The following is a 26,469-nucleotide window of genomic DNA, read 5'->3' as shown; positions in this document are numbered from 1 at the left end:
CTGAACTTTAAGACTCTCCAAGCGTCCTGCCTTTTAACTGCTGATAAATTCCGCAGCCCAAAAGATACAGTTCTCCATTTTCAATTTTTATTTTAGCAAGAAAGCGAACTGGCTTTTCCATATCAACTGGCGGCGTTGGAGCTTTTTCAAAAACAACTTTTACAGTTCCAATTGAAGAGCGTTTTTCTTCAGCCGGAATATAATTCACTAAAAGCATACAGCCCCAGGAACCGTCGCTTTTTTGATATTCATTTACAGCAGTGCCGTCCCAAATCACATAGCAGTTCTGATAAAGCAGCGGATTTTCCTTTACTTCAAGATAAGAATAATTGTCCTTTAGAGAACTAAATGAAGGCTCTTTTAAAAGCTCCGACATCTCCAAAGATTTTTGCTTGATTGAAGAAGCCGCATTGCTGTTTAGAATTTTATTAAGTTCAACCTGCGCGGCATTGTCCCTGCCTTCACCAAAATATTTTTTTGCAGAATTAAAAACAGACGCAACCTGATTTTTTTCAAGCTTAACAGTAAAATCTTTTTCAGAAATATTTATCTGAAGCGGATTTTTTATTTCTTCCGTAGAAAGCGAAAACTTTGAATCAAATTCAGTGAGCGGCTTGTTAAACTTTTTCCAAGGCTCATAAACCACAAGCACAGAACAAACAATTCCTGCCAAAAGCCCCGCAAGAACGCAGTTTCTTATAATGTCCGGATTCATTCCAAGCGGCGGATAGAATTTTTTTATGTCGCCGGAATCAACCCATTTGCAGATTGTCGTATAGTCCCCGTAAAGCCTGATAAATTCCATTGCTGAGCGCGCAATCGAATTTCTTGGATCAATATCAAGAACTTCAAGATAATACTCAAGCGCCCTATCGGTTTCTCCGTGCCTAAGAAAAATAACCGCCTGTCCCAAAAGAAGCTGTGTGTTTTTTATTTTGATTTCACGCGCGCTTCTAAAATTCTGAGAAGCTTTTCCTGGAACATCAGCATACAAATAAGCAATTCCCAACGCTAGGTAATATTCAAAATCACCTTCATAAACATCCTCGTAAGATTCAAGAATATTTATTGCAAGATCAAATTTGCGGCGCTTTATGAGATGTTTTGCTGTGTCCAGATTGGAACGTCCCATTTATCTTTCAACTCCAAGTTTTGCAAGAATTGAATCTAGCTCTAAATTAAGCCGGGCAAGTTCTTCCTTGTCAACATCATTTGAAAGAGAAGCTATGTGGTCAAGCAAATTCTGAATATATTCAGGATCAAGCTGCTCTTCTGTAACTTCAACAAAAGGCGTTCCATTTTTTGTATAGTCGTGAATTTCTTTTTCTGAAAGTCCGGCTTCCTGAGGAGTAAGTGGAGTTGGAGCTGGAGCAACGTCTGTTGTCGGAACTTCAACTTTTGAATAAATTCCAAGCATTGTTTTTCCATTCGCTAAATCTGAAAGGAATTTTTTTCCGGCCGGAAGTTCTCCGTCTGTTGCAACTGAAATAAAAAATCCCACAGCAGAAGTTTTCAGCGGATCAAGATACGCAGTGTCCCAGTTTATGCAAAGCGCAGAATTATTGTACGACAAAACAGAAGTAAAGCTTTTTCCATGCTGAACAGAAGGAAGCCAGCCGGAAGAATTTACAAGATTCTCTTTATTCGCAAGAACAACATTGCAAGGCTTGCTTATTCCGGCTCCTTCAAGAAGAAACTGAACCGCCGCTTTTGCATTGCTAGAGCGAATCCACAAATCGTCAGACATATCTGTAAACAAAGTTTCAGAATTGACTTTGCTTCTAGCCGCTGTAGAAAAATGCGCTGAAGTATTTTCGCCAAGCACAGTGTCAAACACGCCTTTCAGAGCAAACGACTGAATATTTTTTCCAAGGTTGATTGTGTAAACGGTAACACGCAGCATGTCGGTTCTTGTGGAATTCGGAATCGACGGAAGGAAACTAAAGTCAACAACAACTTGGGCAACATTCGGAATCAAATAAGCCATCTGCGCGCCCAAAGGAGTTCTGCGGCATTCTGTTTTTATTCCAGTTCCGCGGGCAAGCTTGTATTCTTTTCTTCCAGCTTTAAGAGCAAAAAAAGATGCCGAGCCTGAATCGTAGCTTGAAAGAAGCGCAATTTCACGGCCTTTTTCAGGAAGCGCGTAAAGAGAAAAAGCTCCAGTCGTGCTGTCAAGCGAAAGCCGAATTTCGTCCTTGTCAATTACAATATTTTTTTCTACCGAATATGAAGGAATTTCTTTTTTGTCCAAAGAATCTTTTTGCATTACAAAAGAAAGATCTTCATTCTGAGCATTCAAAGTAAAAACAGAAGCGGCAAAAAAAGCAAAAGCAAATAAAATTTTTTTCATTACTTTCCCCCATATTTTTCATCAAGAAGTTTTTGAATCAAAGCGGCTTTTTCTTTTAGAGAATACATTTCCTCATCTTCAATTCCGCCGGAAGAAACTGGAATTCCTTCATTTGAATTTTCCGCGCGGACATTTGAAGCAGAAGGCAAACTTGCTGAAGCATTTTCTTCAAGTTCCCTGATTCTGCTGTTTGCAATTCTAAGCTGTTTTTTCAGCTCGGCAATATCTTCCGACTGCATAGTTCTAAGTTCGCGCTCATAGTTTTCCTTGCTGCTAAGATATTCTTCGCCAGTCATTTTCAAAAGATACAGAAGCTTCTGTTCACGGTCGCGCTGTGTTATAAGGTAAAGCTTGAATTCCGCATCACCGCATTTTGCGCTGTCTGGATATTCTGAAACAATTCTTTCATACAAAGAGCGGGCTGTTTCGTAATCGTAGTCTTCATAAAAACACTCGGCAATCCAGTACAATGCAGAAGAATACATTTTGCTTTCTGGATATTCATTGCAGAAACTTCCAAGTGCCATTACCGCGCTGTCATTCTGTCCGATGCTATGCAACGCTCTTCCACGCTGATATTCAACTGCAGGAAGCAAAGAGCTTTCTGGAAAAGCGGAAATAAAATAATCGCAGGCATTCACAGCAGATGAAAAATCTTCAGAATAAACAAGGCTCATAATGACCATAAACCAAGTTGAATCCGTTGAATATTCCTCTGAATCCGCAGCCTGCCTCAAAAATACAGAAGCGTCAGTCCAAGCTTTGTCTTTATAGCAAATAAGTCCTTGAACAAAAGAATCCGCCGCGCTTTCACCTGATGAAGTTTTCTGGCTAAATGCAAACGGAAGCGCAAAAGTCAAAACAAGAAAAGCCAGCACAAAGCGTTTTTTTATTTCCATTCTAAATTCCCCCTGAAAAATGACGAGCCGGAAACAACAATATCTGTTCCCGCTTCAAGGACATCCTCCAAGGTTTCTTGATTTATGCCGCCATCTACAGAAATAAGATATTTAAAGTTTTTCTCTCTCTGTATATCGGCAAGTTTTCTGATTTTTTCAATAGTATATGGAATAAGTTTTTGTCCGCCCCACCCCGGATTCACAGACATAACAAGCACAAGGTCAACAAAAGGCAAAAGCTCTTCAACCGCGCTCAAGGGAGTTGCCGGACACAATGCGATTCCAGCTTTTTTTCCGGCGTTATGAATAAGCTGAACACATCGATCCGCATGGCAAGTTGCTTCTATATGAAATGTAACAATGTCCGCGCCAGCCTCTATATAGGAAACAATTGAATTTTCCGGGCGCTCAATCATAAGATGAACGTCAAACGGAAGCTTTGTGCATTTTCGGATTGAACTGATTACAGGCTGACCATAAGAAACCTGCGGCACAAAATGTCCGTCCATCACATCAACGTGAACAAAGGAACTGCCCTTTTCTTCTATAAATTTAAATGCAGAATTCAAATCTGAAAAATCCGCGGAAAGGAGCGACGGTGAAAGAAATCGGCTGTTTTTTTTCATAAAGCCATGATAAATAAATTCCAATTATTTATCAATTGAAATTTTCAAGAACAAAAATTCAGGCAAAACAAAAAAAATCTAAAACTTTTAAACTATGAGGCACAAAACTATTGACAAACATATTAAAAAACCATTATAAATAATACCCCCTTTTGCAGAAAATCACATTGACTAAATCTTTCAAATATATATAATTGAATCTTATGGGTATTCAGTCGGAAAACGCGCTCTGCAATGCATTCAAACTCATTGAAATTTGCAATATTTCAGAAGCTTCGGAACTGCTCAAAGACGCGCTGACCATCGATCTGGACGACGAAAGCATTGTTTTTGCAATAAAATGCTGCGGATTCTGGATTGACACGCTGAATTCAATTCCCAGCCTTTCCAGTTTTGAACAGGGCGAAACTCTTTTGAATCAATGGAAGCAGTTTGTCTTTATAACCGGGAAAAAAAGCGAAAAGTACGAAAGAACAATTTATTCTTTTAAAAAGGGAATTTTTTCGCTCGCACTGGAATGCTACAGCAAGGCGGCGGACGAAAAAGACAGCAGGCTCAAGTCTGAAATTTTAAGAAAAACCGGGCTTTGCTACAAAAAACTGGGTTCTTATGAAGTCGCCCTTAACTTTTTAAAGGAAGCAAACGGAACTCTTTCCGGGCAGGCAGCCATTGTTGCGGAAGTTGCCGACTGCTATGCGCTTTGCGGGGAAACAAAAAATGCAAAAATGCTTTTTAGGGAAGCTTTCTACATAGATGCGAAAAAAATAGACTTTTTTTTCCTAGACTCGCCAATGATAAAGGCTCTTATAAATAAAGTCGAAGAAATTGGCTATACAGGCGAAGCGTTACAGGAATGGGTTGCAGTTTACGGAGTTATACTTGAGGTTTTTACCGTAAAAAGGCTTTTAAGAGCGCAGGAAGTAATTCATCTGCGGCAGGAAATTTTTGCAAGGGAAAGCGAAATGAAAGATCCCGGAAGCAACAAGGAAGTTATAAAACCAAGGCTCTTGAACCTTTATTTTTGGCTTATAGATTACTATATTTCGTCAAAAGAAAAGTCAAGCAGTATTTCGGAAGTCATGCTCAAGATGAAAATTCTTGATCCTGAGATTCATAATTTATACAGATTTGGAAACCTCTGAAAAAGCAGAGAAGTTTATAAAAAACTAGGAGCAAACATTATGTCTGAAGAACTTGAAAATTCTGTCCGCGAAATGCTGAAGGCAGAAACATGGACACGAGCGGGAATTACAAACTTCACCAAGAACAACATCGAAGAACTTGAAAAAGTCCTTGACGAATGTAGAAACCAGAACTGTGAGTACGCCATCAAGGACATCTGCGATGAGCAGCTTGCGCACACAAAAGACAGCATTGTAGCCCTTTATCTTTCAGGCATGATTGCAATGCGCACAGGTTCCGTAGACACAAGCTCCCTTTACGCGCTTTTTGATATTTTTGAAAAGAACCACAAGGAATCTCTCGTTGAATATCTTTGCAATTCTATTCTTGAAGACGATCCGCAGAACAAGCTTGCCCTAAGAAAACTTGCGGATTACTACAAGGCTTCAAATGATGACAGGCTCTGGGAACTTTATGAGAAAATTGTAAAGCTTGACTTTGAAGAAGCAGAAATGGCGCGTGTTCTTGCTGAACGCTACGACTCTCAGGGAAACAGAGAAGCCGCAATAAATTACTATAAAAAGGCATTGCTCCGCTTTGTCGCCGCAAAAAACATCGGATCTGCAAAAGCTATATGGTCAATTCTTGTTTCTTATATTCCAGAAGAACTTGATTTCTTTATGCTGGTTCAGCGCAAAATTGCAAAGACAATCAGCGAAGACAAGTCAGCAATTCTCATGCAGGAACTTTACGCATATTACAAGGAAACCGCAAAATGGGACACAGCAATCAGCATTCTAAAGCTTATTCTTGAAATCGACAGCAAGGATTCCTGGGCGCGCAAGGAAATCACAGAATGTTTCCGAGGAAAATACGCAGACCATTCGCATCTTGAAGACTACATCAAATCTTCAAATTTGAATCAGTCGTTCCGCAATGTTTTTGAAGCAATCAATGACTTTGAAAAGCATATTGCATTCGACGCAAAAAATTATGTTTACCACAGAACTTGGGGCGTTGGAATTATTTCAAAAGTTGAAGGCGACATTCTTACAATCAACTTCGGAAAGAAAACCGGCGTTCATACAATGTCTTTGAAAATGGCAGTCAGCGCGCTTCAGCCTCTTGCAAAAGACCACATCAAAGTCTACAAGAAAACTGTAAAGCATGAAGAACTTGTAAAAAAAGTAAAGTCAGACATTCCATGGACTTTAAAAACAATAATCAAAAGCTACAATAATAACTGCGACGAAAAGCACATCAAGGCGGAACTTGTTCCTTCAATTTTGAAAGACGCAGTTAAGGATAAAGACGGAAAAACAAAAGGTTCAAGCGAATGGACAAGCTGGCACGCAAAGGCTCAGAAAATTCTTGCGGAAGCTCCGTTCTGCGTAAATCCAAACGATGCGAATTTCTACACAGTTCGCGACAGGGAACTCAGCAAGTCAGAGCGTCTTGCAAATGAATTCAAGGCAAACAAGGAATTCTTCCCGAGAATCGATATAATGGCTCGTTATCTTGAAGCAATTGAAGATCCTTCTGACGACCAGTTCTCTGAAATGTTCAGCTACTTTGCAAACTATCTCAAAGCATTCACTTCGGTAGACGAGCATATTGTGGCGTCTTATCTTGTTGTTCAGGAAATCGTAAAAAGAATTTCTGCGCTTGAAAATCCTGCAAAGTTCACATTCGCCGAGCTTTATTCAGAAATTGAAAATCCGCGCGAAATGTACACAAAACTCAAGGACACAAAAAATACTCATCTCAAGAAAATGTTCCTTGCGAATATCAAAATGCTTCCGGACTGGGATTCTCAGTACACATTCCTGTTCCCGACTGTGCTTGATAAAAATCTTATCGCGGAAATTATTTCAGCTGGAAAAAAAGAAAAAGCTGTCCGCCTTGTTCAGGATATTTTCAACGACTACAGAAGCAACAGAAATGCTGTAAACTATTTTATTTCTAAATGCAAAACAGAAGAATGGTTCGTTGAAGCGAAAATTTCAGAGGAAAAGCAGCTTGTAACTTTGGTCAACATAATTTCAGTCTGCAACCGTGAAAAAAACAATCACGTAAACACAGTTGAAAACACAAAGACAATAAAAGAAGCCACTGCCCTTCTCTTTGGAAACAAACTGAATGAAGACAAGAATCCGATGCTTGAGTACATGCTTGCAAATTCAACTGATGTTATTACAAGAATGTACACAATGGTCAGCGACCTTTCCGACCTTGAGCTGCAATACAAAGCCGCTTTAAGAAACGGAATCTTGAAAAAATATCCAGACTTCAAATTCCAGGAAGCAGAAATCAAGCAGGAAGCTCCAAAAGGACTTTTGGTTACTGCAAAAATGCTCGAAGTCAAACGCTCGCTTGCTGAAGACATTGAAAAAGTTCAGCTTCCAAAAGTTGCTGCTGAAATCGGCGAAGCAAAAGAAAAAGGCGACCTTAAGGAAAATGCTGAATACATCGCGGCAAAAGAAGCTCAGCACCGTCTCAACGTTCAGCTTTCAAAACTCAAGGAAGAACTTTCGCGCGCAGTTGTATTCGATCCTACAACAGCCACAACATCGATTGTTTCATTCGGAACAAAAGTTACATTGCATAACAACATTGAAAACAATGAAGTTGTTTATACAATTCTTGGTCCGTGGGAATCAAATGTTGATGAAGGAATAATTTCTTATCTTTCACCGCTCGGAAACAATCTTCTTGATATGAAAAACGGAGAGCAAAGAGCGTTTACAATCAACGACCACAAATATGATTACACTGTAAAATCTATTGAGGCCGCTGAAGTTTAACAAAAATTGGAGCTGGCAAAACAATGGCTATAAATGAAAAATCATTTGTAAAACTTTCAGCTAACGTTGGAATGTTCTGCCACTCCACAAATATTGGAGTTGTTTTCAGCAATGACGAAATTTTTCTTATTGACTCAGGGCAGTCAGAAGAAGACGGAAAACTCATTGCTGAAACACTTTCATCTCTCTTTCCTGAAAAAAAAATCAAAGCTGTAATCCAGACACATTCACACGCTGACCATTGCGGCGGCTCTTTATATCTGAAAAAAAATTTAGGAATTCAAATCTGGGCTTCGGCTGAATCCGCGAGAATAATGGAAGTTCCCGCGATAATCGGAGCAATTTACTGCGGCGGAGTTTCGCTAAAAGAATTTGATATTCCGCAGTTCACGCCGCCAGAACCAATTTTCACAGACAGAATTTTAACGGAAGAAAAAATCGAGCTTGACGATGTTTTTATTTCATTTTATTTTCTTCCGGGACATTTTTTTGACCAGATTGGAATTTTAGTTCAGGACAAGTCAGACGGAATAAGAAGTTTTTTTCTTGGCGACAGTTTCTTCGGAATTGAACTTTTAAAAAAAACTTGGATTCCGTTTTTATGCAACCAAAAAGATTTCAGAAAATCAGTAAGAAAAATCGCATCGATAAAATCTGATTTTTATATTCCAGGCCACGGCTCAAAATGCACATTCGCAACAATAAACGCGTTTGCAGAAATAAACATAATGGTTACTTACGAATTTGAATCTCTAATTTTAAAAAAAATAAAAGAAGGATTCAAAACAACGGAAGAACTTTTAAAAGCAATCGCCGACTATTCATCAATAAAAATGAAAGTTGTTCCGTTTTATTTAATCGGTACAACGTTGCGTTCATATCTTTCTTGCCTTGAGCACGAAGGACAAATCGCCTGCGAAATCATAGACAACAAACTTATTTGGAGGACTTTGAAATGACAAAACAGGAACTTGCAAAATTTATAGACCAGACTCTTCTTTCGCCGGAAGCCACAGAAGAACAAGTTGAAAAATTCTGCCAGCAAGCAAAAGAATACGGATTTGCAAGCGTCTGCATAAATCCAGTTTTTGTTTCAACTGCGGCAAAAATTCTTTCAGGCTCGCAAACAAAAGTTTGCACTGTAATAGATTTTCCACTTGGAGCCGGAGGAACAGAATCAAAAATGTCGCAGGCAGACATTGCAATTACAAACGGCGCAGACGAGCTTGACTTTGTAATCGATTTGAATCTTGTAAAAAGCAAAAAATGGAACGAGCTTACACAGCAACTTTCATTTTTAACAAAGAGCGTTCAAGAAGCTTCGATGTTTGCAGAAAAAGACGGACTTCCGCGCAAAGGAAAAGTTTTAACAAAGCTGATTTTAGAAACAACGCTTTTGGATGACGATGAAATAATTCAGTCTTGCATTTGCGCAAAAAACGCAGGATTTGATTTTGTAAAAACCTCCACAGGATTTTCAATGAAAAAGCCGAACGGAGCAACAATCCATGCTGTTGAGCTGATGAGAAAAACTGTAGGAAATGAAATGGGCGTAAAAGCAAGCGGCGGAATTCATTCTACGCAGGAAGCGTTGGATTTTATTTCGGCTGGAGCAAACAGAATCGGAGCAAGCTCAGGAATTCAAATTGTGGACGGTCTGAACTAAAAATCATTCAGCCTGCTCTTTTCTTACTTTTTCTATTATTCTGAGGCTTTCATTTACAAGCTTGTCAATTTCTGCAAAATTTTCTGAAATGGAAATTTTGTAGAAAACCCAAGTGCCGCGTTTTATTGTTTTTACAAATCCAGAATCCTTTAAAATTTTTAAATGATGCGAAATCGCAGGGCGCGAAAGATTTGACTTTGAAGTTAAATCCATTACGCTTATTCCTTCTTCGCCGGCATCAGCTATGTCAAGAATAAGCTTTTGGCGAACTTCATCTCCAAGAGCTATAAAAAGAGGTCCGCATTTATTGAGCATTTCATGTATTTTTTTTAATTCGGACTTGCTTATTCCCATCTGCAGAACCTCGCATTTTTTCAAGTATTATTAAATAATATAGTTTAAATTCATAAAATGTCAATAAGTTTAAGTAATTAAACTTTTTGACATTTTTTTTACAAAACCTATTGCATTTTATAAAAAAAACATTATATTTATATATCAATAGGTTTAATCTTTTGAACATTATTCAGGAAAGGATTATTTTATGAAAAAGAAATTTCTAAAAACTTTTTTTAGGCATCCTTGGGCAATAATTGTAGCCACGTTGCTGCTCACAGGATTCTTAGGATTCTTCTTAAAGAATTTGGCCCTTGAAAATTCGCTTCGTTCATTCTTCCCGCAAAAAGATGCATCTTATGATTTGCTTACAAAAACCGAAGATGAATTCGGAAGCATGCTTTCTATTGGAATCACATTAGAAACAAAAAGCGGAACAACAATACTTACTCCAGAATACATTGATGTTGTAAGAAAAATCACTGACAGAACTCTTGAATTGCCTGAAGTTGAAGACATAGATTCTGTTACACACATCGATTATGTCTGCGATGAAAATGGCTCAATATCAGCAACACAACTTATTCCAGACACATACACAGGAACTGACGAAGATATTTTCCAGCTGAAATCACGGCTTGCTGAATGGCACGATATGTACAACCGCGTAATCGTGAACGACGACAGCACTGGATTTCAAATGCAAATTTCACTTCGTCCAAAAAGCGATGAAACCCTTTCACTGGAAGAAAATCAGGCTAAACTTGCAGAACTTATAGAGCAGGCAAAAACTGCGGACGACAAAACAGAAATCAATGCGGAAATCGCACAGACAAAATTGAACATAAAAGAATTAAAAGCTCAAGTCAGAAAACTCGGAACTGACATTATGAGACAGCAAAAAGTTCTTGCGAAAGTAAAGCAAATTGTAAATGAAGAAACAGACGGACATCATCTGAATGTGAAATTTGTAGGCGAACCTGTTCTTTCAGAAGAATCAAAGCAGTTTATGATTTCAGACTTGTTGGTTTTGATTCCGCTTGTAATTGTTGTTGTTCTTCTTTCTCTTTACATGAGCTTTAAAACTGTAACTGGAATGCTTCTTCCTTTGTGCACGGTTTTGCTTTCAACAATAATTTCCGTTGGAATGATGGGATTCTTTGGAATAACTTTCACTCTGATTTCAAGCGTAATTCCAGTTTCGTTAATTGCGGTCGGCTCTGCATACGGAATCCATGTTCTTTCGCATTACTACATTGCAATCAACAGTGTTGAAGGTGAAATGACAAAAGAAAAATATGAAGAGTGCGTTTTCTCTGGCTTGAATGAAGTTATCGTTGCAGTTTTGCTTGCTGGAGTTACAACAATCGTAGGCTTCATTTCACTTATAACAAGCCCGCTCGGACCTTTGCATAGCTTTGCAGTATTCACAGCAGTTGGAGTTTCACTTTCGCTTCTTCTTTCTATAACATTTATTCCCGCAGTTCTTCTTTTGAAGGATTACAGAAAAGCTGTAAAAAGAGAACGCAATATCGACAAACTCACTGCAAAAGTAAAAGCAAAAATGGAAAAAGCAAAACGCCGTCTTGAGCTGGCAAAAATTCAGCGCGGCGGAAAAACAGAAGCAGAAGCTAGCGGCGACACGCTTTATTCAATCTACAAATTTTTCTGCGGCTCTGTTCCACGGCTTGTTCTTACTTCAATTATCATAATTGTTCTTTCATTCACTGGACTCAGAGTTCTAAAAATTGACACTGCGTTAATCAACTACTTCCCAAAGAACTGCGACTTCAGAAAAGATGTTGACCACATCGATCAACAATACGCCGGTTCAAACTGCCTCTTCTTTGTAATTCAAGGACAGGAAAAAGGAGACATTTCAAATCCGGAACTTTTGAAAGCAGTTGACAACATGGAGCATTATCTTGCGGCAAACCATGAGAACATTGGAAAAATTGTTTCTTTCACAACATTTATAAAACGCATAAACCAAGTTTGGCACGTTCCTGGAGCACAGCCAGTTTCTTCAAGCGAATCATCAGATTCTTCTTCAAGCGGATTTTCTGACGGATGGGACGACTGGGGCTCTGATTTTGGAACAGACAGTTCTTCATCTTCTGACGACTGGTCAGACTGGGGAACAGATGATTCAGAAACGCAAGCTTCTCCTGCTCAGGATTTTGTAGACCCGAACATTGCTTACAGCGAGCAGCTTGAAACTTCAATGACAACAAAGCAAGTTCTTGAGCTTTTGAACAAGGCTTATGTTGAAGCAGGCGGACAATATGCTTCCGTAGAAGATATTGTTAACCAGCTTATGAAACAGGTTAACTACAACGGAACTGCATACTATGAAATTCCTTACGACACTTCAAAGTATCCAGTTGCGGCTCGTGAAGAACTGAAAAATGTTGTTGAAAACTATCTCACACTTTTAAGCGGCTCACTTGACAGATTTATCGACGATGACATGAATCCAAAGGAAATGCGCATAACTTGCCAGCTTAGAAGCCATTCATCAGAGGAAAGCGGAATCATAATTGCAGATGCAAAAAGCTACGCCGCAGAACATTTCCCTGAAGGCTACACTCTCGAAGCAACTGGTTCAGCGCAGATGGAACACAGAATGACAAGCATGATTGTTTCAAGCCAAATCACAAGCCTTGCGCTTTCGTTGTTCTCTGTATTCCTGATTATTGCAATTTCATTCAAATCTTGCTGGGCAGGACTTCTGGGAGCAATTCCCCTTGCGTTCAGCATTCTTCTTAACTACATGACAATGGGATTCTGCGAAATCAACCTTGACTTCATTACAAGCATTATAGCTTCGGTTGCAGTCGGTGTTGGTATTGACTACACAATTCACTTTATGACAACCTATAGAGAAGAAAGGACGAAAACAGAAAATGTCGTTGAAGTTCTAAAGGAAACTTTCAGAAAGAGCGGACGCGGAATTCTTACAAACGCGCTTGCAGTAGGACTTGGATTCCTTGTTCTTACACTTTCAAAGTTTATAGTTTTGCGCTACATTGGAATTCTTGTTGCAATCGTAATGTTTACTTCAAGCTTCCTTGCAATGACAATTATTCCAGGAATTTTGAATCTAACAGATCCGAAATTTATGCGCCCAAAAGAAAAAACTGAAAACAAATAAAAAAAATCCCGGATTTTTTCCGGGAAAAACATGGAGGATAAAAATGAAACTTACATTTAAAACACTTACATTGGCAGCAGCACTTGCAGCAGGAACTTTCGCAGCGTTTGCAGATGCTCGCGGAGATGAAATCATGCAGAGAACACATGATGTCGCAAAACCAGACTACAGCCGCTCTCAAGTTGTAATGCTTTTAACAGACAAAAACGGAAACACAGAGCAGCGTAATGTTCTTCAGTACGGACGCAACAAAAATGACATAACAAGCGCAGTCATGGATTTCAAATCGCCGGCAAACATAAAGGACACAAGATTTCTTCAGATTGAAAATAAAGGCGCGCCAGATGACAAATGGATTTATCTTCCTGCATTGAAAAATACAAGACGTGTAAATTCAAGCGAAGGCTCAAAATCTTTCATGGGAACTGACGCAACTTACGATGACCTTTCCACACGCGAAATGGAAGAAGACACTCACGAATTCGTAAAGGAAGAAACAAAGAACGGTTTCAATTGCGAAGTTGTAAAAAACACACCGATTGATCCAAAGTCAAGCCAGTACAGCTACAGAATGGTTTGGGTTGACAAAGCAACAGACTATCCTGTTTACACAGAGCTTTTTGACAAAAACGGAAAACTCATAAAAACTCTTACTGTTTTCAAAATTGAAAATGTTGACGGCTTCAATATTCCAATGGAAAACAAAATGGAAAATGTTCAGACAAAACATTCAACTTCCATAAAAGTTCATAAAGTTGATGTAAAGTCAGTTCTTCCAGACAGAATCTTTACACAAGACTTCTTAAACACAGGAAAATTCTAAAAGCAAAACAAAGGAGTTTCTTTATATGAAAAACAAAATTTTTGCGCTTGCGATGATTTTCTGTTCATTTGCATTTGCACAGGATTTTGATGACTGGGGAAGTTTCTCTGACGACACTGACGGTTTTGGCGGAGGCTCAAGTCCTTCAATTACATTCAGCGGCGAAGGAGAACTTCAGGGCAGAATGTATCTTGACAAGCCGGAATACGAAGGCCAGAAAGATTCAGACTACGACTCAATTTCAGATTTTCCTGTTACCGCAACTCCATCTGCAAAACTTGGAATCAATTTTTCAGGCTCAAATGTTGATGCGGACATTCAGCTGAAATTTGACGAAAGCGCAATTAAAGATTATCCACAGGACGTAATTGACGAGCTTACAATCCGCGGATATTTTGGAAAGCTGAAACTTGAAGCGGGAAAAATGAAAGTTATCTGGGGAAAAGGCGACAAGCTTCATGTTCTGGATAATTTCAATGCGGACGATTACACTGACTTCATTGTTCCAGAATACATTGACCGCAGGCTCAGCACGCCGATGTTCCGCGCAATTTATTCTTTTGAAAAAAATGATTTGCGCTTGGAAGGAATCTGGACTCCGTACATGGAAAAAGACAGATTCGCAACAGACGGAATTTGGACGCCAGCCGCATACACTGAATTGAAAAATTCAGTAACTGAAATAGCTTCAAACTGGGCAGCGAGCGGAACAGCAGGACTTATGGCAGCTGCGCAATTCGACCAAGACGACTTGTACCCGGACACGCAAAAATTAAAGTACACACAAGCAGGTCTTAGGCTCACAGGCACATTCGGTTCATTCGACTGGGGCGCAAGCTATTATTACGGACATTACAAACAGCCTTCCGCAGATTTAAGCGCAACAATTCTAAGCGGAAAAACAACAATGCCTTCACTTGAATATGACTGGAAGCAGACATTCGGACTTGAAGCGGCGACCGTGCTTGGAAGATTCAACTTGCGCGGCGAGCTTGCCTACAATTTGACTGACGATGTTGCAGGCGACAATCCTTGGGTTCACAACAACAGCATCGCATGGCTTGCAGGCTTTGATGTGGACATTCCTGTAAACAACATAAATATCAACATTCAGGAAACTGGAACTTACATTTTCAAAGGCGACAAAATTGATGACGCGGAAGGATTTTCTAGTTACGGCATAATGAAATCAGCATTAAAGTCATACGATGTTGACTACGACAAAACTGGATACACAAACAACAAGCTTGTCGTAAACATTACAGATTCTTGGATGAATGATAAAATCGCGCCGGAAGTTACTGCGCTTTGGGGAATCGAACGCGGCGACCTTGTTGTTCAGCCTAAAATCGCATACAAGCCAAACGGAAATTTAACACTGACTTTAAGCGGAATGTACATCCATTGCAAAGATGAAGACAGCGAATTCTACGAATGGAAAGACAACAGCTTTATAAATGTTGGTGTAAACTGCAAATTCTAAAATTAAAAACAACGGACGCTTTGGTAAAATCCATTGCGTCCATTTTTATTTTAAAAATTCCGCGGAACACTCTTCTTCCCTTCCGTATTTTATGCTGTCTTCAAGCACGGAAATTATTTTCAGCAGAACAACGCTTCCGGCTTCCAGTTTTTTTTCAGATTCAAATTCAGCATGAAGAAAATTTTCGGTAACGGCATGAAAAATATTTTTTCCGTCTGATTTCTGCAAAACTTTTTTTTCAACAGTCGCTTCAACAGTTTTTTCTTTAAAAGAATTTATATAAGAAATTTTTCCAGAAACAGCAATTTCAGTAAGCCACTTTACGCGCTCATTTTTTATCCGCTCTGGAATTTTTGGAGTCATAGAAAATGCCAATGTTCCGGGTCTTGCAGAAAAAGGAAAAGCGTGAATCCAAGCGAAATTCATTTTCTTGCATAATGACTTTGTCCGCTCAAAATCATCTTCCGTTTCTCCGGGAAATCCTGCGATTATATCACAAGAAATAAACGGATTCATTTTGCATTCTCTAAGAAGCTGAACCGCATTTTCAACTTGCTCACGTTTGTAAGGCCGGCGCATGGAATTTAAAATAGAATCGCTTCCAGACTGAATGCTCAAATGAAAAAACGGCTGAACTCTTTTGTCAGACAAAACTGAACAAAGCTCTTTTGTTATATGCTGCGGATAAAAAGAAGAAATTCTAAATTTAACTTTTTTTGTATTAGAAAGTAAAAATGAAAGCAAATCTTTAAAATCAAAAATTGCGCCGTCATTTGATTTTCCTGCGTACTGGCTCAAGTTAACGCCTGTAAGCACAATTTCTGAAGAACCTAAATTTTCAATTTCCTTTGCGCGCTCAAGAATTTTTTCAGGCTCAAGAGAAACAGAAGTTCCGCGGGCAAAATGAATTCTACAGAACGAGCATGAATTATTGCATCCGTCTTGAATCTTCAAAGTCGCCCGGCTATGCTTTTCAAAAACAGGCGTATACAAAACAAACGGATTCACCGCCATTGGAATTTTTTTTGCAGAATCGATTTTCTCAAATGAAAAAATTTTTTTGCTAACAAAGGATTTTAGATTTTCAAAATTGAATTTTCCGCTTTTAAAATCAAGCTCGCCGCCATTCATTGCAACGGCAATTTCCTTTAAAATAAATTTTTTTGTGCCGGGAACAATTACAATTCTATTTTTGGAAATCGAAGTTATTTCTGAATCAGCAAGCTCCGCATAGCAGCCGGTAACAATCAAAGGAGAATCAAAAAATTTTTCAAGAAGCAGCCTGATTATGCGCCGGGCTTTTTGTTCAGCCTTGCCTGTAACCGTGCAGGTATTTATCACGCTTAAAATTACATCTTGAGAAGGATTTGTTCCAGATGAAACAGGATTCAGCTCACAGGCAAAACCAGCATCAGAAAAAGAACGCGCGGCTCCTTCCGTTTCGTCCTGATTAAGCCTGCAGCCTAGAGTTTCAAAATGAATAATATTTTTCATCAGCTAAAAACTAAAGACGATCCTGACATCTTTTTTTTCCGCGGACAGCGTCGTAATTCTGGGAATTCAAGCCAAGCGCTCTGTCATAAGCTGTAACGGCATTTTTAAAGTCGCCGCACATTTCACGCGCGTAGCCAAGTCTTGTCCACCAATGCGCGCTATAGGTCGGCTCATATTTTACGGCCGCGCTAAAAGAAATGTCCGCGTGCTCATATTTTGTCTGGCGGACATAAATTTCGCCCATGTAATAATATGCAGTTCCAAGCCGCGCCGCAGTTTCCGAAGAATTCGCAACATAACGCTGAAACATATCAAGCGCTTCATTGTTTTTTCCAAGATAAAATTTTGCCTCGCCAAGAACTTCCATCAAGCGAATATCATAGGAATTTATTTTGCGCGCTTCTGTAGCTCTAAGCTCAGCTTCCCTGTACTGCTTGTTTCCAACCAAAGACCAGCACAAAACCGCATAAGAATCCATGTTGTTCGGATTGTTTGAAATTTCAACTTCACAGACAGCAACCGCATCCTTGTACTTTCCTTCACGGTAAAGCTTAAGGGCATCAGGACGAGAGGCTTGCGAAAAAACTGCGGAAACAAAAACAAAAAATATAATAAATGCAAAACAATTTTTCTTATTCATATCAGCACCTTGAAAATTCAACTTGAAAAATTACATTCCAGACATTGAGCATTTTCCAGAAAAAACAGAGCCCGGCTCAAGCACAACCTGCGCAGAAGAAATGTCGCCAATTACAGAACCAGTTGAAGCAACATAAACAAGTTTTTTTCCATTTATATTTCCCACAACTTTTCCGCGGACAAGAACTCGCTCTGTTGAAATGTCAGCATTGACTTCCGCATTTGTATCGATAAGCAAATCGCTTGAAGCTTCGATTGTTCCGTTCATTTTTCCTTTTATCATAAACGGCTTTGAAAAACGTATATTTCCTGTAAATGAAATGTCACTAGCCATTACAGTATCAAAATCTTCTTCGTCAGTATCAAACGGCTTTGAATCTTTTATTTCGTACATTTCTTTATTTTATTGATGAACAGCATTGAAGTCAATGCGACTAGAATAAAAAAAACGCCGCCATTTCTAGCAGCGTTCTTATCTAAACTTAAAAATTAGTATTCCTGAGCGTCAGATCTCTTGAAGAATGAAGATGAACCGCTTCTCTGTGTAGCAGTGTGAACTCCAGCTCTTGCATGAGAACCTCCGCGGAATCCTCTGTCTCTATCACGTTCGCGCCGTCCGCCAAAGTCTCTGTCGCGTCCAAATCCACGGTCGCGGTCCCGTCCTCTGTCTCTTCCGCCTCTTCTTGAGCCACGGTCGCGTCCAAATGAATCGCGCTCGCCAAGTCCGCCGCCAGTAACTTTTGTGTCAAGGTGCATGTGCGGCAATGAACGGTCGCGCTCGGAAAGCTCAATGGCTCTTCTTCCGTCGTCAGCCGGCAAAGAAAGAAGACAGAATTTGTCAGCCATATCAATGGCATCAACTTTGCGCCCCGGAACACCAAGCAAATCATGGAAGAAATCCGCAATTTTTCTTGGATTGTAGCCATCGTCCCAGCCCATCTGAACATAAAGCCTAAGCTGGTCGTCGCCAACAAAAACATCTCCGCCTCTTCTTGAACCACGGTCGCGTTCACGGCGTCCGCCACGGTCTCTGTCGCGTCCCTTTTCAACAGAATAAGTATTGATTTTTCCGTAGCGGTTTTTGTTCAGCATTCCGCCGTAAGAAACCGCAAGCAGTGAAGCAACAACTTCCTCTGGATTCTGACCGTTGCAAAGTTCTTCCGCAAGCTTGTCAAAAATAGGATCGCCTTTTCTTAAGTGAGGAACTTTTGGCTCTGCGGAAATATTGTTTTCAGCATTTTCATCCGCGGAAACAGAATCAGTTTCACTTTCAGTCTGAGATTCAGTTTTTTCCTGATTAAGACCAAGCTTGTTTTTAATATCAGAAAACAGGCGGCTCTTTTTTGCTTCAAGAACTTCTTCTATTGAAGGAACTTTGTCTTCAACAATTTCGCCCTTGGAACTTTTCTTTACAGTGTTGATAAGATAATTAAGACGTCTGCGAGTTTCTTCCGGCTTTACAAAAGTAACCGCCATTCCAGCAGCTCCGGCGCGTCCAGTACGTCCAATGCGGTGAACATAAGTCGGACCATCAAAAGGAAGCTCGTAGTTTACAACGTGAGTTACGCCTTCAATATCAATTCCACGCGCGGCAACATCAGTCGCAACAAGAATTCTTGTTTTCTTTGAACGGAATCTTGCAAGAATTTTTTCACGCTGTCCCTGAGGAATATCTCCGTGCAATGCGGCGGCTTCATATCCGCGCTCATCAAGCGACTTTGAAACATAGTCAGCATCAGATTTTCTCTGAACAAAAACAAGTCCGAAGAAATCCGGCGAAATATCGATAAGGCGAACCAAAGCCTCGACTTTTTCACTTTCGCGAACAACCCAATATTTTTGCTCAATCAAAAGCGGCTCTTCTTCAAAGCCTTCTTCTTCAACGATTTCATACTCGCCCATAAAACGCTGGGCAATTTTCAAAATTTCTTTTGGAACTGTCGCGCTGAACAAAAGAACACGGCAATCCTGATTTGCGCATTCAAAAATATTTTCAATATCCTCGATGAATCCCATGTCAAGCATTTCATCGCCTTCATCAAGAATAAAGTAATCGATTTTGCTGATGTCAAGAACACCGCGGTCAATCAAATCCTGAACACGTCCCGGAGTTCCAACAACAATTTCAACTCCGCGGCGCAAAGCTCTCATCTGCTCGCCCATCGAAGCTCCGCCGTAAACAACAGCAGTGCGCGGATATTTTCCAGTTGCAAACGAAGCCATTTCAGTCGCAGTCTGCATGGCAAGCTCGCGTGTAGGCTCAAGAATTATTGCGCGGACATGGTCGCTTTCTTCACGCAAATCCTGAACAAGCGGAAGTCCAAAAGCGGCAGTTTTTCCAGTTCCAGTGCGAGCCTTCGCAATAACGTTTGCATCTCCATTCAAAAGACGTGGAATTGCCAAAACCTGAATTGGTGAAGGAACTTTAAATCCTTTTTTCTCAATAGCGGCAAGAGTGATTTCATCAAGTCCCAAGTCTGCAAATGAAATTGTCTCAGGCTCATTTGATGATTCATTTGAATTTTCCACAGAAACCTGCGAATCCTCTGCGGGCATAGTAATCCCATTAATTTTGTTTTCTAAATCTTCCATAAACGATTCCCTTTTCCTTACATGAAAGACCGGAACCGCTTGAAAATATCTTTTTTTACTTGATTTTCCTTTTTACCTGGCAAAGCCTAAGAAGCGGCTGCAATCTGACATGCTGATGATATAAAATATAGCGCAGAGTATATAAAATTTTTCAATGTTATTCAAGCGAAAAAACACAAAAACGCAAAAAATGTCATAATTTTCTATCAAAATAAATTCTATTTTTCACAAAAACCATGCAGAAAATTATTTTTTTCAGAAATAAATAATGTGATGAAAAACAAAATCACTTTTATAACAATTATTTTGGCGGCAGGTATTTGCCATGCGCAAATTGAATTTTATTCCGGGAACAATTTAAAATTTCCTGTAAAAGACGGAAAAGAAAATTTTTCGCTGAAATATGATTCCGGCGCAAAGTTAAAATTCCGCGGACTGACTGCCATTTGGGTCGCAGGAATCGGAACAGAAACTTTTCACGGCATTGCAAGCTCTTCGTTTTCTGAATTTGAGGCGATGCAAAAATACCGCTACGGAATAAAATATTCAGCGGCAACAAAATTCGCGGCCACAGATTTTCTTGCAGGAACCTTGCGTTTTTCACAGGGAATTTCAAGATTAAAGCAGCCAAATTTTTATGTTCCGAGCGCGCTAAAAAAGCCTTCTCTTTTAGCACCTGGAATTTCTCCAAGCCTACCCTCCTGGACTTCCGGGAAAACTCCACTGGCAGCGGCAATTTCAATTTCACCAGGAAACAAAAATTCATTTTTGCCAACTATTCAACTTTCTGTTCTTGAAACAAAGGAATTTTATGCGTCTGCCTTCAAAAGATTTTCGTCCCCATTCATTCCAAACGCAAGCATTTCATTTTCAGGCGGACTTTTTGAATACGGAAGGGAAAACACTTCATCTTGGTTTCAAAAGCAAAGATTTTTTTCTACGGAAAAACGGGGCGCGGCGGAAACTGAACTGAATTTTATTTTTCCGCATTTTAGAATTTCTGGAGCGGCAGGAATACACGAAAGCCCGTTCGGCGGAAATTTCTTTTGGGCAAGGCTTCAAAATTTCATTCTTTTAGGCGATTTTTTGCTGCATTCTTTCTATTATATTGCAGACGAATCTTTAATAACCGCTGACAAAACTGAAAACAGAATAAAAACCCAAGCAGGAGTAAATCCGCAGTACACATTTTGGTTCGGAAAAACTTCAGCAAGCGCAGGAATTCTTTTTTATTCCGCGGAAAGACAGACAATCGAAAAACTTCCAGCTGATTTCAACGAATACTGCGCAAAAACAGCATTGAATGTTTCAAGCGGAAAATTCAAAATTTCATCAAACGCAGCTTTTATTTATTCCACGGAAAAAAACGAAAAAGAATATTCTGCGCAAATAAAGGTTTCAAGAAATTTCAAAAGCTCATCTACAAGCGCAACTTTTTCCTATAAAAAAGAAGACTCTGGGAAAAACACATTTTCATTCACAAGCACAGTTTATCCTAAAAAAACAATGCTGCGCCAAGCCGGAATCGGATTTTCATTTTCTGAAAAAGAAGGCGACTTTAAATGCAGTCCTTCAGCAACTACAGTTTTTAAAGGCGGAAACAGAAAGATTAAGTGGAACATAAAAACAGCATTTCTATTAAATTTTTAAACTTTCTTCAAAACAGCCCAAGACCTATTGAATTTACCGCTATTTTTTAATAAAATTGCTTGAATTAATTGCATTATGCGGAAATCTTTGCATTTCGTATTCTGCCGACTCACGAATTTTTTTTTGAGAGGTATACACTATGGGTTTTGATATTACAAAAGTACGTAATATCGGTATCAGTGCGCACATTGACTCTGGTAAAACAACAACATCAGAACGTATCTTGTTCTACTGCAACAAGATTCACCAGATCCATGAAGTTCATGGCAAAGACGGTGTAGGCGCTGTAATGGATTCTATGGATTTGGAGCGCGAGCGTGGAATCACAATCCAGTCAGCAGCGACTCAGGTAAACTGGAAAGGCACAACAATCAACCTTATCGACACTCCAGGCCACGTTGACTTCACAGTTGAAGTTGAACGCTCACTCCGTGTTCTTGACGGAGCAATCCTTGTTCTTTGCGCTGTTGCAGGTGTTCAGTCTCAGTCAATCACAGTTGACCGCCAGCTCAAACGCTACCATGTTCCACGCATCGCTTTCGTAAACAAATGCGACCGCCAGGGTGCAAATCCGCTTCGTGTATGCGCACAGCTCCGCGACAAGCTCGGATTAAACGCATACATGGTAGAACTTCCAATCGGTCTTGAAGACAAACTTCAGGGCGTTGTAGACCTCATCGCAATGAAGGCTTACTATTTTGAAGGACATGACGGTGAAGATATCCGCGTTGCTGAAATTCCAGCAGAACTTGTAGAACAGGCAAAAGAAAAGAGAGCAGAACTTCTTGAAGCAGCCGCAATGTTTGACGACTCGCTCATGGAAGATCTTATGGAAGAAAAAGAAGATATTCCAGAAGAAAAAATTATCGCCGCAATCCGCAAAGGAACTCTTGAAGAAAACTTCGTAGCAGTATTCTGCGGTTCTGCGCACATGAACAAAGGTATTCAGCCAGTTCTTGACGGTGTTGTACGCTATCTTCCTAACCCGACAGAAGTTCACAACTACGGTCTTGACCTTGACAAGAATGAAGAGCAGGTTGAGCTTTTCAATGTTGAAAACAAGCCTTGTGTTGCACTCGCATTCAAACTTGACGATGGTCAGTACGGCCAGCTTACTTATGTCCGCATTTATCAGGGAAAAATCACAAAAGGCGATGAACTTTACAATACACGCGCAAAGAAAAAGTTCAAGGTTGGACGCATTGTCCGCATGAACGCAGCAGCAATGGAAGACATCAATGAAGGTCAGCCAGGCGACATCATCGCGTTGTTCGGTGTTGACTGCGCATCAGGAGACACATTCTGCGGCGGCGGACTCAACATTGCAATGACTTCTATGTTCGTTCCAGAGCCTGTTATTTCAGAAGCAATCACTCCTGTAAACAAGCAGGACGCTGCGAATATGTCAAAAGCTCTCAACCGCTTTACAAAGGAAGACCCGACATTCCAGACTTATGTTGACCCTGAATCAAACCAGACAATCATCAAGGGAATGGGCGAGCTTCACCTTGCAGTTTACGTTGAGCGCATGAAACGTGAATACAAATGCGAAGTTACAGTTTCTCAGCCAGAAGTTGCATACCGCGAGTCTATCACACAGCGCGCTGACTTCAACTACACTCACAAAAAGCAGACTGGTGGTTCAGGACAGTACGGACGCGTTGCCGGTTTCATGGAGCCAATTTCAGAAAAAGACTACGAGTTTGTTGACTCAATCAAAGGTGGAGCAATTCCAAACGAATACATTCCTTCTTGCGACAAAGGTTTCAAGAAAGCAATGGAAAAAGGCTCTCTCATTGGAGCACCAGTTGTTGGCGTAAGATGCACAATCAACGATGGTCAGTACCACCCGGTTGACTCTTCAGACATCGCATTCCAGACTGCTGCTATCGGCGCATTCCGTGAAGGATACGCAAAGGCAAAACCAGCAATCCTTGAGCCAATCATGAAAGTTCAGATTGCAGGACCTACAGAATTCCAGGGAAATATGTTCGGACTTATCAACCAGAGACGCGGTGTTATCATCGATTCTTCTGATGAAAACGGAAACTCAACTGTAAACGCAGAAGTTCCTCTTTCTGAAATGTTCGGATTCTCAACAATTCTCCGCTCTTCTACACAGGGAAAAGCAGAATTCACAATGGAATTTGAAAAATACAGCAAAGTTCCAAATGCAGTTGCCGACGAGCTTATCAAGGCTTATGCAGAAAAGAAAAAGGCTGGACAGGCAAAATAAAATTATAAAAGCCTAGTTTGACCGCAGAATCTCCAGTGAAAGAATTTTCTTTTGCTGGAGATTTTTTTATTGTAAAATAAAATTTATGTGCTATACTTATTCAAACGGACACAGAACTTTTTGCAAAACAAAATATCTTGAAGCGCAAAACTTTCTGCAAAAGTTAAAAAAATCAAGCTAAAAATTCAGGAGGCAGCATTATGGCAAAGCAGGAATTATATGAAAGAAGCCCAATCCGCATTTTTGACGAAGCGGCAAACGGAGGACTCAAGGCTGGAGAGCTAGGACTTGTTACAGCAAAAAAGGGACTTGGAAAAACTTCTGTGCTTGTTCAGTTTGGAATGGACACGCTTCTTAACGGAAAGCAGCTTGTCCACGTTTCATTCAACCAGCACAGCGAAAACGTAATTTCTTGGTATGACGGAATCTACAACGAAATTTCAAAGAAAAAGGCAATCGCAAACGCCGCTGATGTAAAGGAGCAGATTCTCCGCAACAGAACAATTTTGAATTTCAACCAGGACAACATCAGCCTGGAAAAAGTTGTAAACACATTGAACGCTCTCAAGGCTGGCGGAACAGCAGTTGCAGGAGTTGTTATCGATGATGTTGATTTTTCAAAAGTAAAGGAAGCAGACTTGCAGACAGTCGCAAGCTACGCAAAGGCAACAAAGACAAAAATCTGGTTCAGCTCAACTTCAGCAGGCGACAAGCTTGAAGATTCAGCTCCAAAAGCACTGCTTCCATACTTCTCCGCTGTGATTCACCTTTCATCAAAGAATTCTGTAACTCAGCTGAGCATTCTAAAAATGGGCAAGAACACAGATATTGAAACAACACTCAAGCTGGACTCAAAGACACTGCTCATCACAAACAACAAGTAATTTTGGAGTGCCTCTGAAAACAAAAACTTTTAGAGGCGACTTTGAAAAATGAGGCTAAAATAAAACGGCTGCCCTTTAGAAATAGAGGGCAGTTTTTTTTGTATGAAAGAAAACCTCCAGCTCGGCTGGAGGTTCAGAAAGCTTTAGCTATACACAGAAAAAAGAACCTTCTAATATTCATAGTGCGACTGCCAAGAAGCATTACGAAAAATCAGGAGGTTCAAATGGATGAACAAAGTTTAGCCCATACTAAATGGAATTGCAAATATCATGTAGTGTTTGCGCCAAAGTATAGGCGACAGATAATTTACGGAAAAATAAAAAGGGAAGTAGGAAAAATACTAAGAGATCTATGCGAACGGAAAGGTGTGGAAATCATTGAGGCGGAATGCTGTCCCGACCACATACACATGCCCGTAAGTATCCCGCCCAAATACAGCATATCAAGTATAATGGGGTATCTAAAAGGAAAAAGCAGCCTTATGATATTCGATAGGTTTGGAAATTTAAAATACAAATATGGAAACCGGCAGTTTTGGTGCCGGGGATATTTCGTTGACACGGTAGGAAGAAATAAAACTGCGATAGAAAAGTATATCAGGAATCAATTGATGGAGGACAAGGCATTAGAACAGTTAGAAATGAAAGAACTGTTTGACCCGTTTACGGGTGAGCCGGCGAAAGGCGGCAAGTAAAAAAAATAGCCAGGCAATAAGCCTGCTCGAAAAAGAGGCTGCTTTAGCAGCTGCCAGAAAAAGTGGTGCGCATGGCAGTCGTTTCAGTGCGCTATAGCGCTGGCCGGTAACAAAGGGTTATACCCGCAGAACAAACCACCGGCTGAGCCGGTGGTTTTGATTTGTTTATTGAGCTTTATTTGAAACATAAACCTGCGTGTACACATCAGGCTGCCTGACGTGTCTTTGTAACACCCCCTGACAAGAGCTTGTCAGCACACCTGCCGTGTGCTGGGCAGACCTCCTTACAAAGAATTTTGGGGCAGGGTGTCTGCCCAAAATTAGAAAATATTGACAAAACGATAATATTGTAAAAGCAAGGAAAGCAAACGAAAGGGCTACGCGGTGAATCTCTTCAATCTCGGAGTCTTGTATCTGAAAGTAACGGGGAGCATCGAAGGCGAGAATCCTACGGCGGCGGAAATTCCTTCGGTCTCTGTTGCATTCAGCGCGTCTGACGAGCTTCTTTCGGAGATTGGGGCGGTTCAAGTTGGAGAGGCAATCAAGGAAAAGTCGGAATCCGCAATCACGACGGGCTTTGAGGAGCGTTTCGGCTATTTGACCGACGGCACTTGCTACAAAGGAAAAGCGGTTCGTCTTACGGGGCGCAGGCTAAAAATCGCCGGAAAAGATGAAAGCGAAAGCAAAATCGGAATTTTCTTTGCCGAGCAGGGCGAAAACGGCTCTTATCCGGCAGATGAAAGCGAGTGGCTCAAAGTTACGAACATCGGGACGAACACGCCATCTCTTCTTGAGTTCTATCCGCCGGACGGCGTGAGCGAGGGAAAAAATTACTCGCTGATTTTAAGGACTGCAAGCGGAAATGGAAAACGCGTGAACAAGACTGTTCGCGAGACGGTCTGGAGCGGAACAGTAAGCGTGAAAGCGTCGGAATAACGGAATCACAAACCACCCGTCAAACGGGTGGTTTGCACTTAGCCTATAAGGCTAGGGTCTCAAGCTGAGACTTAAGTCCC

At 40.4% G+C, this 26,469-nt stretch carries 21 protein-coding genes; 12 read left to right on the top strand and 9 right to left on the bottom strand.

Annotated elements, in window-relative coordinates:
- Window positions 1–7: 7 nt before the first annotated feature.
- Genes Q0H92_RS02995 through rpe form a run of 4 tightly spaced genes read right to left on the bottom strand, consistent with a single transcriptional unit; the run spans window position 8 to window position 3,875 of the window.
- On the bottom strand, window positions 8–1,132 hold the full coding sequence (locus Q0H92_RS02995) for a hypothetical protein (RefSeq protein WP_296011764.1): 1,125 nt from the start codon (window positions 1,130–1,132) through the stop codon (window positions 8–10).
- Window positions 1,133–2,350 (bottom strand): hypothetical protein, encoded by a 1,218-nt coding sequence (locus tag Q0H92_RS02990; RefSeq protein WP_296011762.1) that lies wholly within the window; start codon window positions 2,348–2,350, stop codon window positions 1,133–1,135.
- Window positions 2,350–3,249 (bottom strand): tetratricopeptide repeat protein, encoded by a 900-nt coding sequence (locus tag Q0H92_RS02985; RefSeq protein ID WP_296011759.1) that lies wholly within the window; start codon window positions 3,247–3,249, stop codon window positions 2,350–2,352. The genes Q0H92_RS02990 and Q0H92_RS02985 overlap by 1 nt, the downstream gene beginning before the upstream one ends.
- Window positions 3,240–3,875, bottom strand: a complete 636-nt coding sequence (gene rpe / locus Q0H92_RS02980; protein WP_296011756.1) for a ribulose-phosphate 3-epimerase — start codon at window positions 3,873–3,875, stop codon at window positions 3,240–3,242. The genes Q0H92_RS02985 and rpe overlap by 10 nt, the downstream gene beginning before the upstream one ends.
- A 203-nt stretch (window positions 3,876–4,078) precedes the next feature.
- On the opposite strand from rpe, the gene Q0H92_RS02975 reads away from it, so the two are divergent.
- Genes Q0H92_RS02975 through deoC form a run of 4 tightly spaced genes read left to right on the top strand, consistent with a single transcriptional unit; the run spans window position 4,079 to window position 9,467 of the window.
- The gene (locus Q0H92_RS02975) at window positions 4,079–5,017 is read left to right on the top strand and encodes a hypothetical protein (RefSeq protein WP_296011753.1); all 939 of its coding nucleotides are present in this window, start codon (window positions 4,079–4,081) and stop codon (window positions 5,015–5,017) included.
- Between the two features lie 39 nt (window positions 5,018–5,056).
- Window positions 5,057–7,801, top strand: coding sequence for a transcription elongation factor GreA (gene greA, locus Q0H92_RS02970; RefSeq protein ID WP_296011750.1), 2,745 nt, complete (start codon window positions 5,057–5,059; stop codon window positions 7,799–7,801).
- 23 nt (window positions 7,802–7,824) lie between these two features.
- Window positions 7,825–8,760: an MBL fold metallo-hydrolase gene (locus Q0H92_RS02965; protein ID WP_296011747.1), complete on the top strand. Its 936-nt coding sequence runs from the start codon at window positions 7,825–7,827 to the stop codon at window positions 8,758–8,760.
- Window positions 8,757–9,467, top strand: a complete 711-nt coding sequence (gene deoC, locus Q0H92_RS02960; protein ID WP_296011744.1) for a deoxyribose-phosphate aldolase — start codon at window positions 8,757–8,759, stop codon at window positions 9,465–9,467. The genes Q0H92_RS02965 and deoC overlap by 4 nt, the downstream gene beginning before the upstream one ends.
- Window positions 9,468–9,470: 3 nt before the next feature.
- On the opposite strand, the gene Q0H92_RS02955 is transcribed toward deoC, so the two are convergent.
- The gene (locus tag Q0H92_RS02955; RefSeq protein WP_296011740.1) at window positions 9,471–9,845 is read right to left on the bottom strand and encodes a metalloregulator ArsR/SmtB family transcription factor; all 375 of its coding nucleotides are present in this window, start codon (window positions 9,843–9,845) and stop codon (window positions 9,471–9,473) included.
- Window positions 9,846–10,011: 166 nt separating this feature from the next.
- Between Q0H92_RS02955 and Q0H92_RS02950 the strand changes: the two genes are divergently transcribed.
- The 3 genes from Q0H92_RS02950 to Q0H92_RS02940 are packed head-to-tail and all read left to right on the top strand — an operon-like array spanning window position 10,012 to window position 15,263.
- Window positions 10,012–12,957 (top strand): MMPL family transporter, encoded by a 2,946-nt coding sequence (locus tag Q0H92_RS02950; RefSeq protein ID WP_296011736.1) that lies wholly within the window; start codon window positions 10,012–10,014, stop codon window positions 12,955–12,957.
- A gap of 43 nt (window positions 12,958–13,000) precedes the next feature.
- Window positions 13,001–13,780, top strand: coding sequence for an outer membrane lipoprotein-sorting protein (locus Q0H92_RS02945; protein WP_296011734.1), 780 nt, complete (start codon window positions 13,001–13,003; stop codon window positions 13,778–13,780).
- A gap of 25 nt (window positions 13,781–13,805) precedes the next feature.
- Window positions 13,806–15,263, top strand: a complete 1,458-nt coding sequence (locus Q0H92_RS02940; RefSeq protein WP_296011731.1) for a DUF1302 family protein — start codon at window positions 13,806–13,808, stop codon at window positions 15,261–15,263.
- A 45-nt stretch (window positions 15,264–15,308) separates the two neighbouring features.
- Here Q0H92_RS02940 and mtaB read toward each other — a convergent pair whose 3' ends face one another.
- From mtaB to Q0H92_RS02920, 4 genes are all read right to left on the bottom strand, one after another.
- Window positions 15,309–16,757, bottom strand: a complete 1,449-nt coding sequence (mtaB, locus tag Q0H92_RS02935; protein ID WP_296011729.1) for a tRNA (N(6)-L-threonylcarbamoyladenosine(37)-C(2))-methylthiotransferase MtaB — start codon at window positions 16,755–16,757, stop codon at window positions 15,309–15,311.
- 10 nt (window positions 16,758–16,767) lie between these two features.
- Entirely contained in the window at window positions 16,768–17,397 is a 630-nt protein-coding gene (locus Q0H92_RS02930) for a tetratricopeptide repeat protein (RefSeq protein WP_296011726.1), read from the bottom strand.
- A 30-nt stretch (window positions 17,398–17,427) separates the two neighbouring features.
- The gene (locus Q0H92_RS02925; RefSeq protein ID WP_294012673.1) at window positions 17,428–17,790 is read right to left on the bottom strand and encodes a polymer-forming cytoskeletal protein; all 363 of its coding nucleotides are present in this window, start codon (window positions 17,788–17,790) and stop codon (window positions 17,428–17,430) included.
- Between the two features lie 95 nt (window positions 17,791–17,885).
- Window positions 17,886–19,988, bottom strand: a complete 2,103-nt coding sequence (locus tag Q0H92_RS02920) for a DEAD/DEAH box helicase (protein WP_296011719.1) — start codon at window positions 19,986–19,988, stop codon at window positions 17,886–17,888.
- Window positions 19,989–20,261: 273 nt separating this feature from the next.
- Between Q0H92_RS02920 and Q0H92_RS02915 the strand changes: the two genes are divergently transcribed.
- From Q0H92_RS02915 to Q0H92_RS02895, 5 genes are all read left to right on the top strand, one after another.
- Window positions 20,262–21,638: a hypothetical protein gene (locus Q0H92_RS02915; protein WP_296011716.1), complete on the top strand. Its 1,377-nt coding sequence runs from the start codon at window positions 20,262–20,264 to the stop codon at window positions 21,636–21,638.
- 139 nt (window positions 21,639–21,777) lie between these two features.
- Window positions 21,778–23,874: an elongation factor G gene (gene fusA, locus Q0H92_RS02910; RefSeq protein ID WP_295798349.1), complete on the top strand. Its 2,097-nt coding sequence runs from the start codon at window positions 21,778–21,780 to the stop codon at window positions 23,872–23,874.
- Between the two features lie 200 nt (window positions 23,875–24,074).
- On the top strand, window positions 24,075–24,758 hold the full coding sequence (locus Q0H92_RS02905) for an ATPase domain-containing protein (protein ID WP_013702056.1): 684 nt from the start codon (window positions 24,075–24,077) through the stop codon (window positions 24,756–24,758).
- A gap of 224 nt (window positions 24,759–24,982) precedes the next feature.
- Window positions 24,983–25,453, top strand: coding sequence for an IS200/IS605 family transposase (tnpA, locus tag Q0H92_RS02900; protein WP_296012526.1), 471 nt, complete (start codon window positions 24,983–24,985; stop codon window positions 25,451–25,453).
- Between the two features lie 384 nt (window positions 25,454–25,837).
- Window positions 25,838–26,389 carry a DUF4469 domain-containing protein gene (locus Q0H92_RS02895; protein ID WP_296011713.1) on the top strand — a complete coding sequence of 184 codons (552 nt, stop codon included), beginning with the start codon at window positions 25,838–25,840 and terminating at the stop codon, window positions 26,387–26,389.
- Window positions 26,390–26,469: the final 80 nt, after the last annotated feature.

Source organism: uncultured Treponema sp., assembly GCF_934725225.1.
Lineage (GTDB): Bacteria > Spirochaetota > Spirochaetia > Treponematales > Treponemataceae > Treponema_D.
This window is presented reverse-complemented; position numbering and strand designations above follow the sequence as displayed.

Coding starts and splice junctions, on each gene's coding strand:
- Q0H92_RS02940 (WP_296011731.1), top strand. CDS start 13,806: ATGAAAAACAAAATTTTTGCGCTTGCGATGATTTTCTGTTCATTTGCA.
- mtaB (WP_296011729.1), bottom strand. CDS start 16,757: ATGAAAAATATTATTCATTTTGAAACTCTAGGCTGCAGGCTTAATCAG.
- Q0H92_RS02905 (WP_013702056.1), top strand. CDS start 24,075: ATGGCAAAGCAGGAATTATATGAAAGAAGCCCAATCCGCATTTTTGAC.
- rpe (WP_296011756.1), bottom strand. CDS start 3,875: ATGAAAAAAAACAGCCGATTTCTTTCACCGTCGCTCCTTTCCGCGGAT.
- Q0H92_RS02965 (WP_296011747.1), top strand. CDS start 7,825: ATGGCTATAAATGAAAAATCATTTGTAAAACTTTCAGCTAACGTTGGA.
- Q0H92_RS02990 (WP_296011762.1), bottom strand. CDS start 2,350: ATGAAAAAAATTTTATTTGCTTTTGCTTTTTTTGCCGCTTCTGTTTTT.
- fusA (WP_295798349.1), top strand. CDS start 21,778: ATGGGTTTTGATATTACAAAAGTACGTAATATCGGTATCAGTGCGCAC.
- Q0H92_RS02975 (WP_296011753.1), top strand. CDS start 4,079: ATGGGTATTCAGTCGGAAAACGCGCTCTGCAATGCATTCAAACTCATT.
- Q0H92_RS02995 (WP_296011764.1), bottom strand. CDS start 1,132: ATGGGACGTTCCAATCTGGACACAGCAAAACATCTCATAAAGCGCCGC.
- Q0H92_RS02985 (WP_296011759.1), bottom strand. CDS start 3,249: ATGGAAATAAAAAAACGCTTTGTGCTGGCTTTTCTTGTTTTGACTTTT.
- tnpA (WP_296012526.1), top strand. CDS start 24,983: ATGGATGAACAAAGTTTAGCCCATACTAAATGGAATTGCAAATATCAT.
- greA (WP_296011750.1), top strand. CDS start 5,057: ATGTCTGAAGAACTTGAAAATTCTGTCCGCGAAATGCTGAAGGCAGAA.
- Q0H92_RS02945 (WP_296011734.1), top strand. CDS start 13,001: ATGAAACTTACATTTAAAACACTTACATTGGCAGCAGCACTTGCAGCA.
- Q0H92_RS02915 (WP_296011716.1), top strand. CDS start 20,262: ATGAAAAACAAAATCACTTTTATAACAATTATTTTGGCGGCAGGTATT.
- Q0H92_RS02950 (WP_296011736.1), top strand. CDS start 10,012: ATGAAAAAGAAATTTCTAAAAACTTTTTTTAGGCATCCTTGGGCAATA.
- Q0H92_RS02920 (WP_296011719.1), bottom strand. CDS start 19,988: ATGGAAGATTTAGAAAACAAAATTAATGGGATTACTATGCCCGCAGAG.
- Q0H92_RS02925 (WP_294012673.1), bottom strand. CDS start 17,790: ATGTACGAAATAAAAGATTCAAAGCCGTTTGATACTGACGAAGAAGAT.
- deoC (WP_296011744.1), top strand. CDS start 8,757: ATGACAAAACAGGAACTTGCAAAATTTATAGACCAGACTCTTCTTTCG.
- Q0H92_RS02930 (WP_296011726.1), bottom strand. CDS start 17,397: ATGAATAAGAAAAATTGTTTTGCATTTATTATATTTTTTGTTTTTGTT.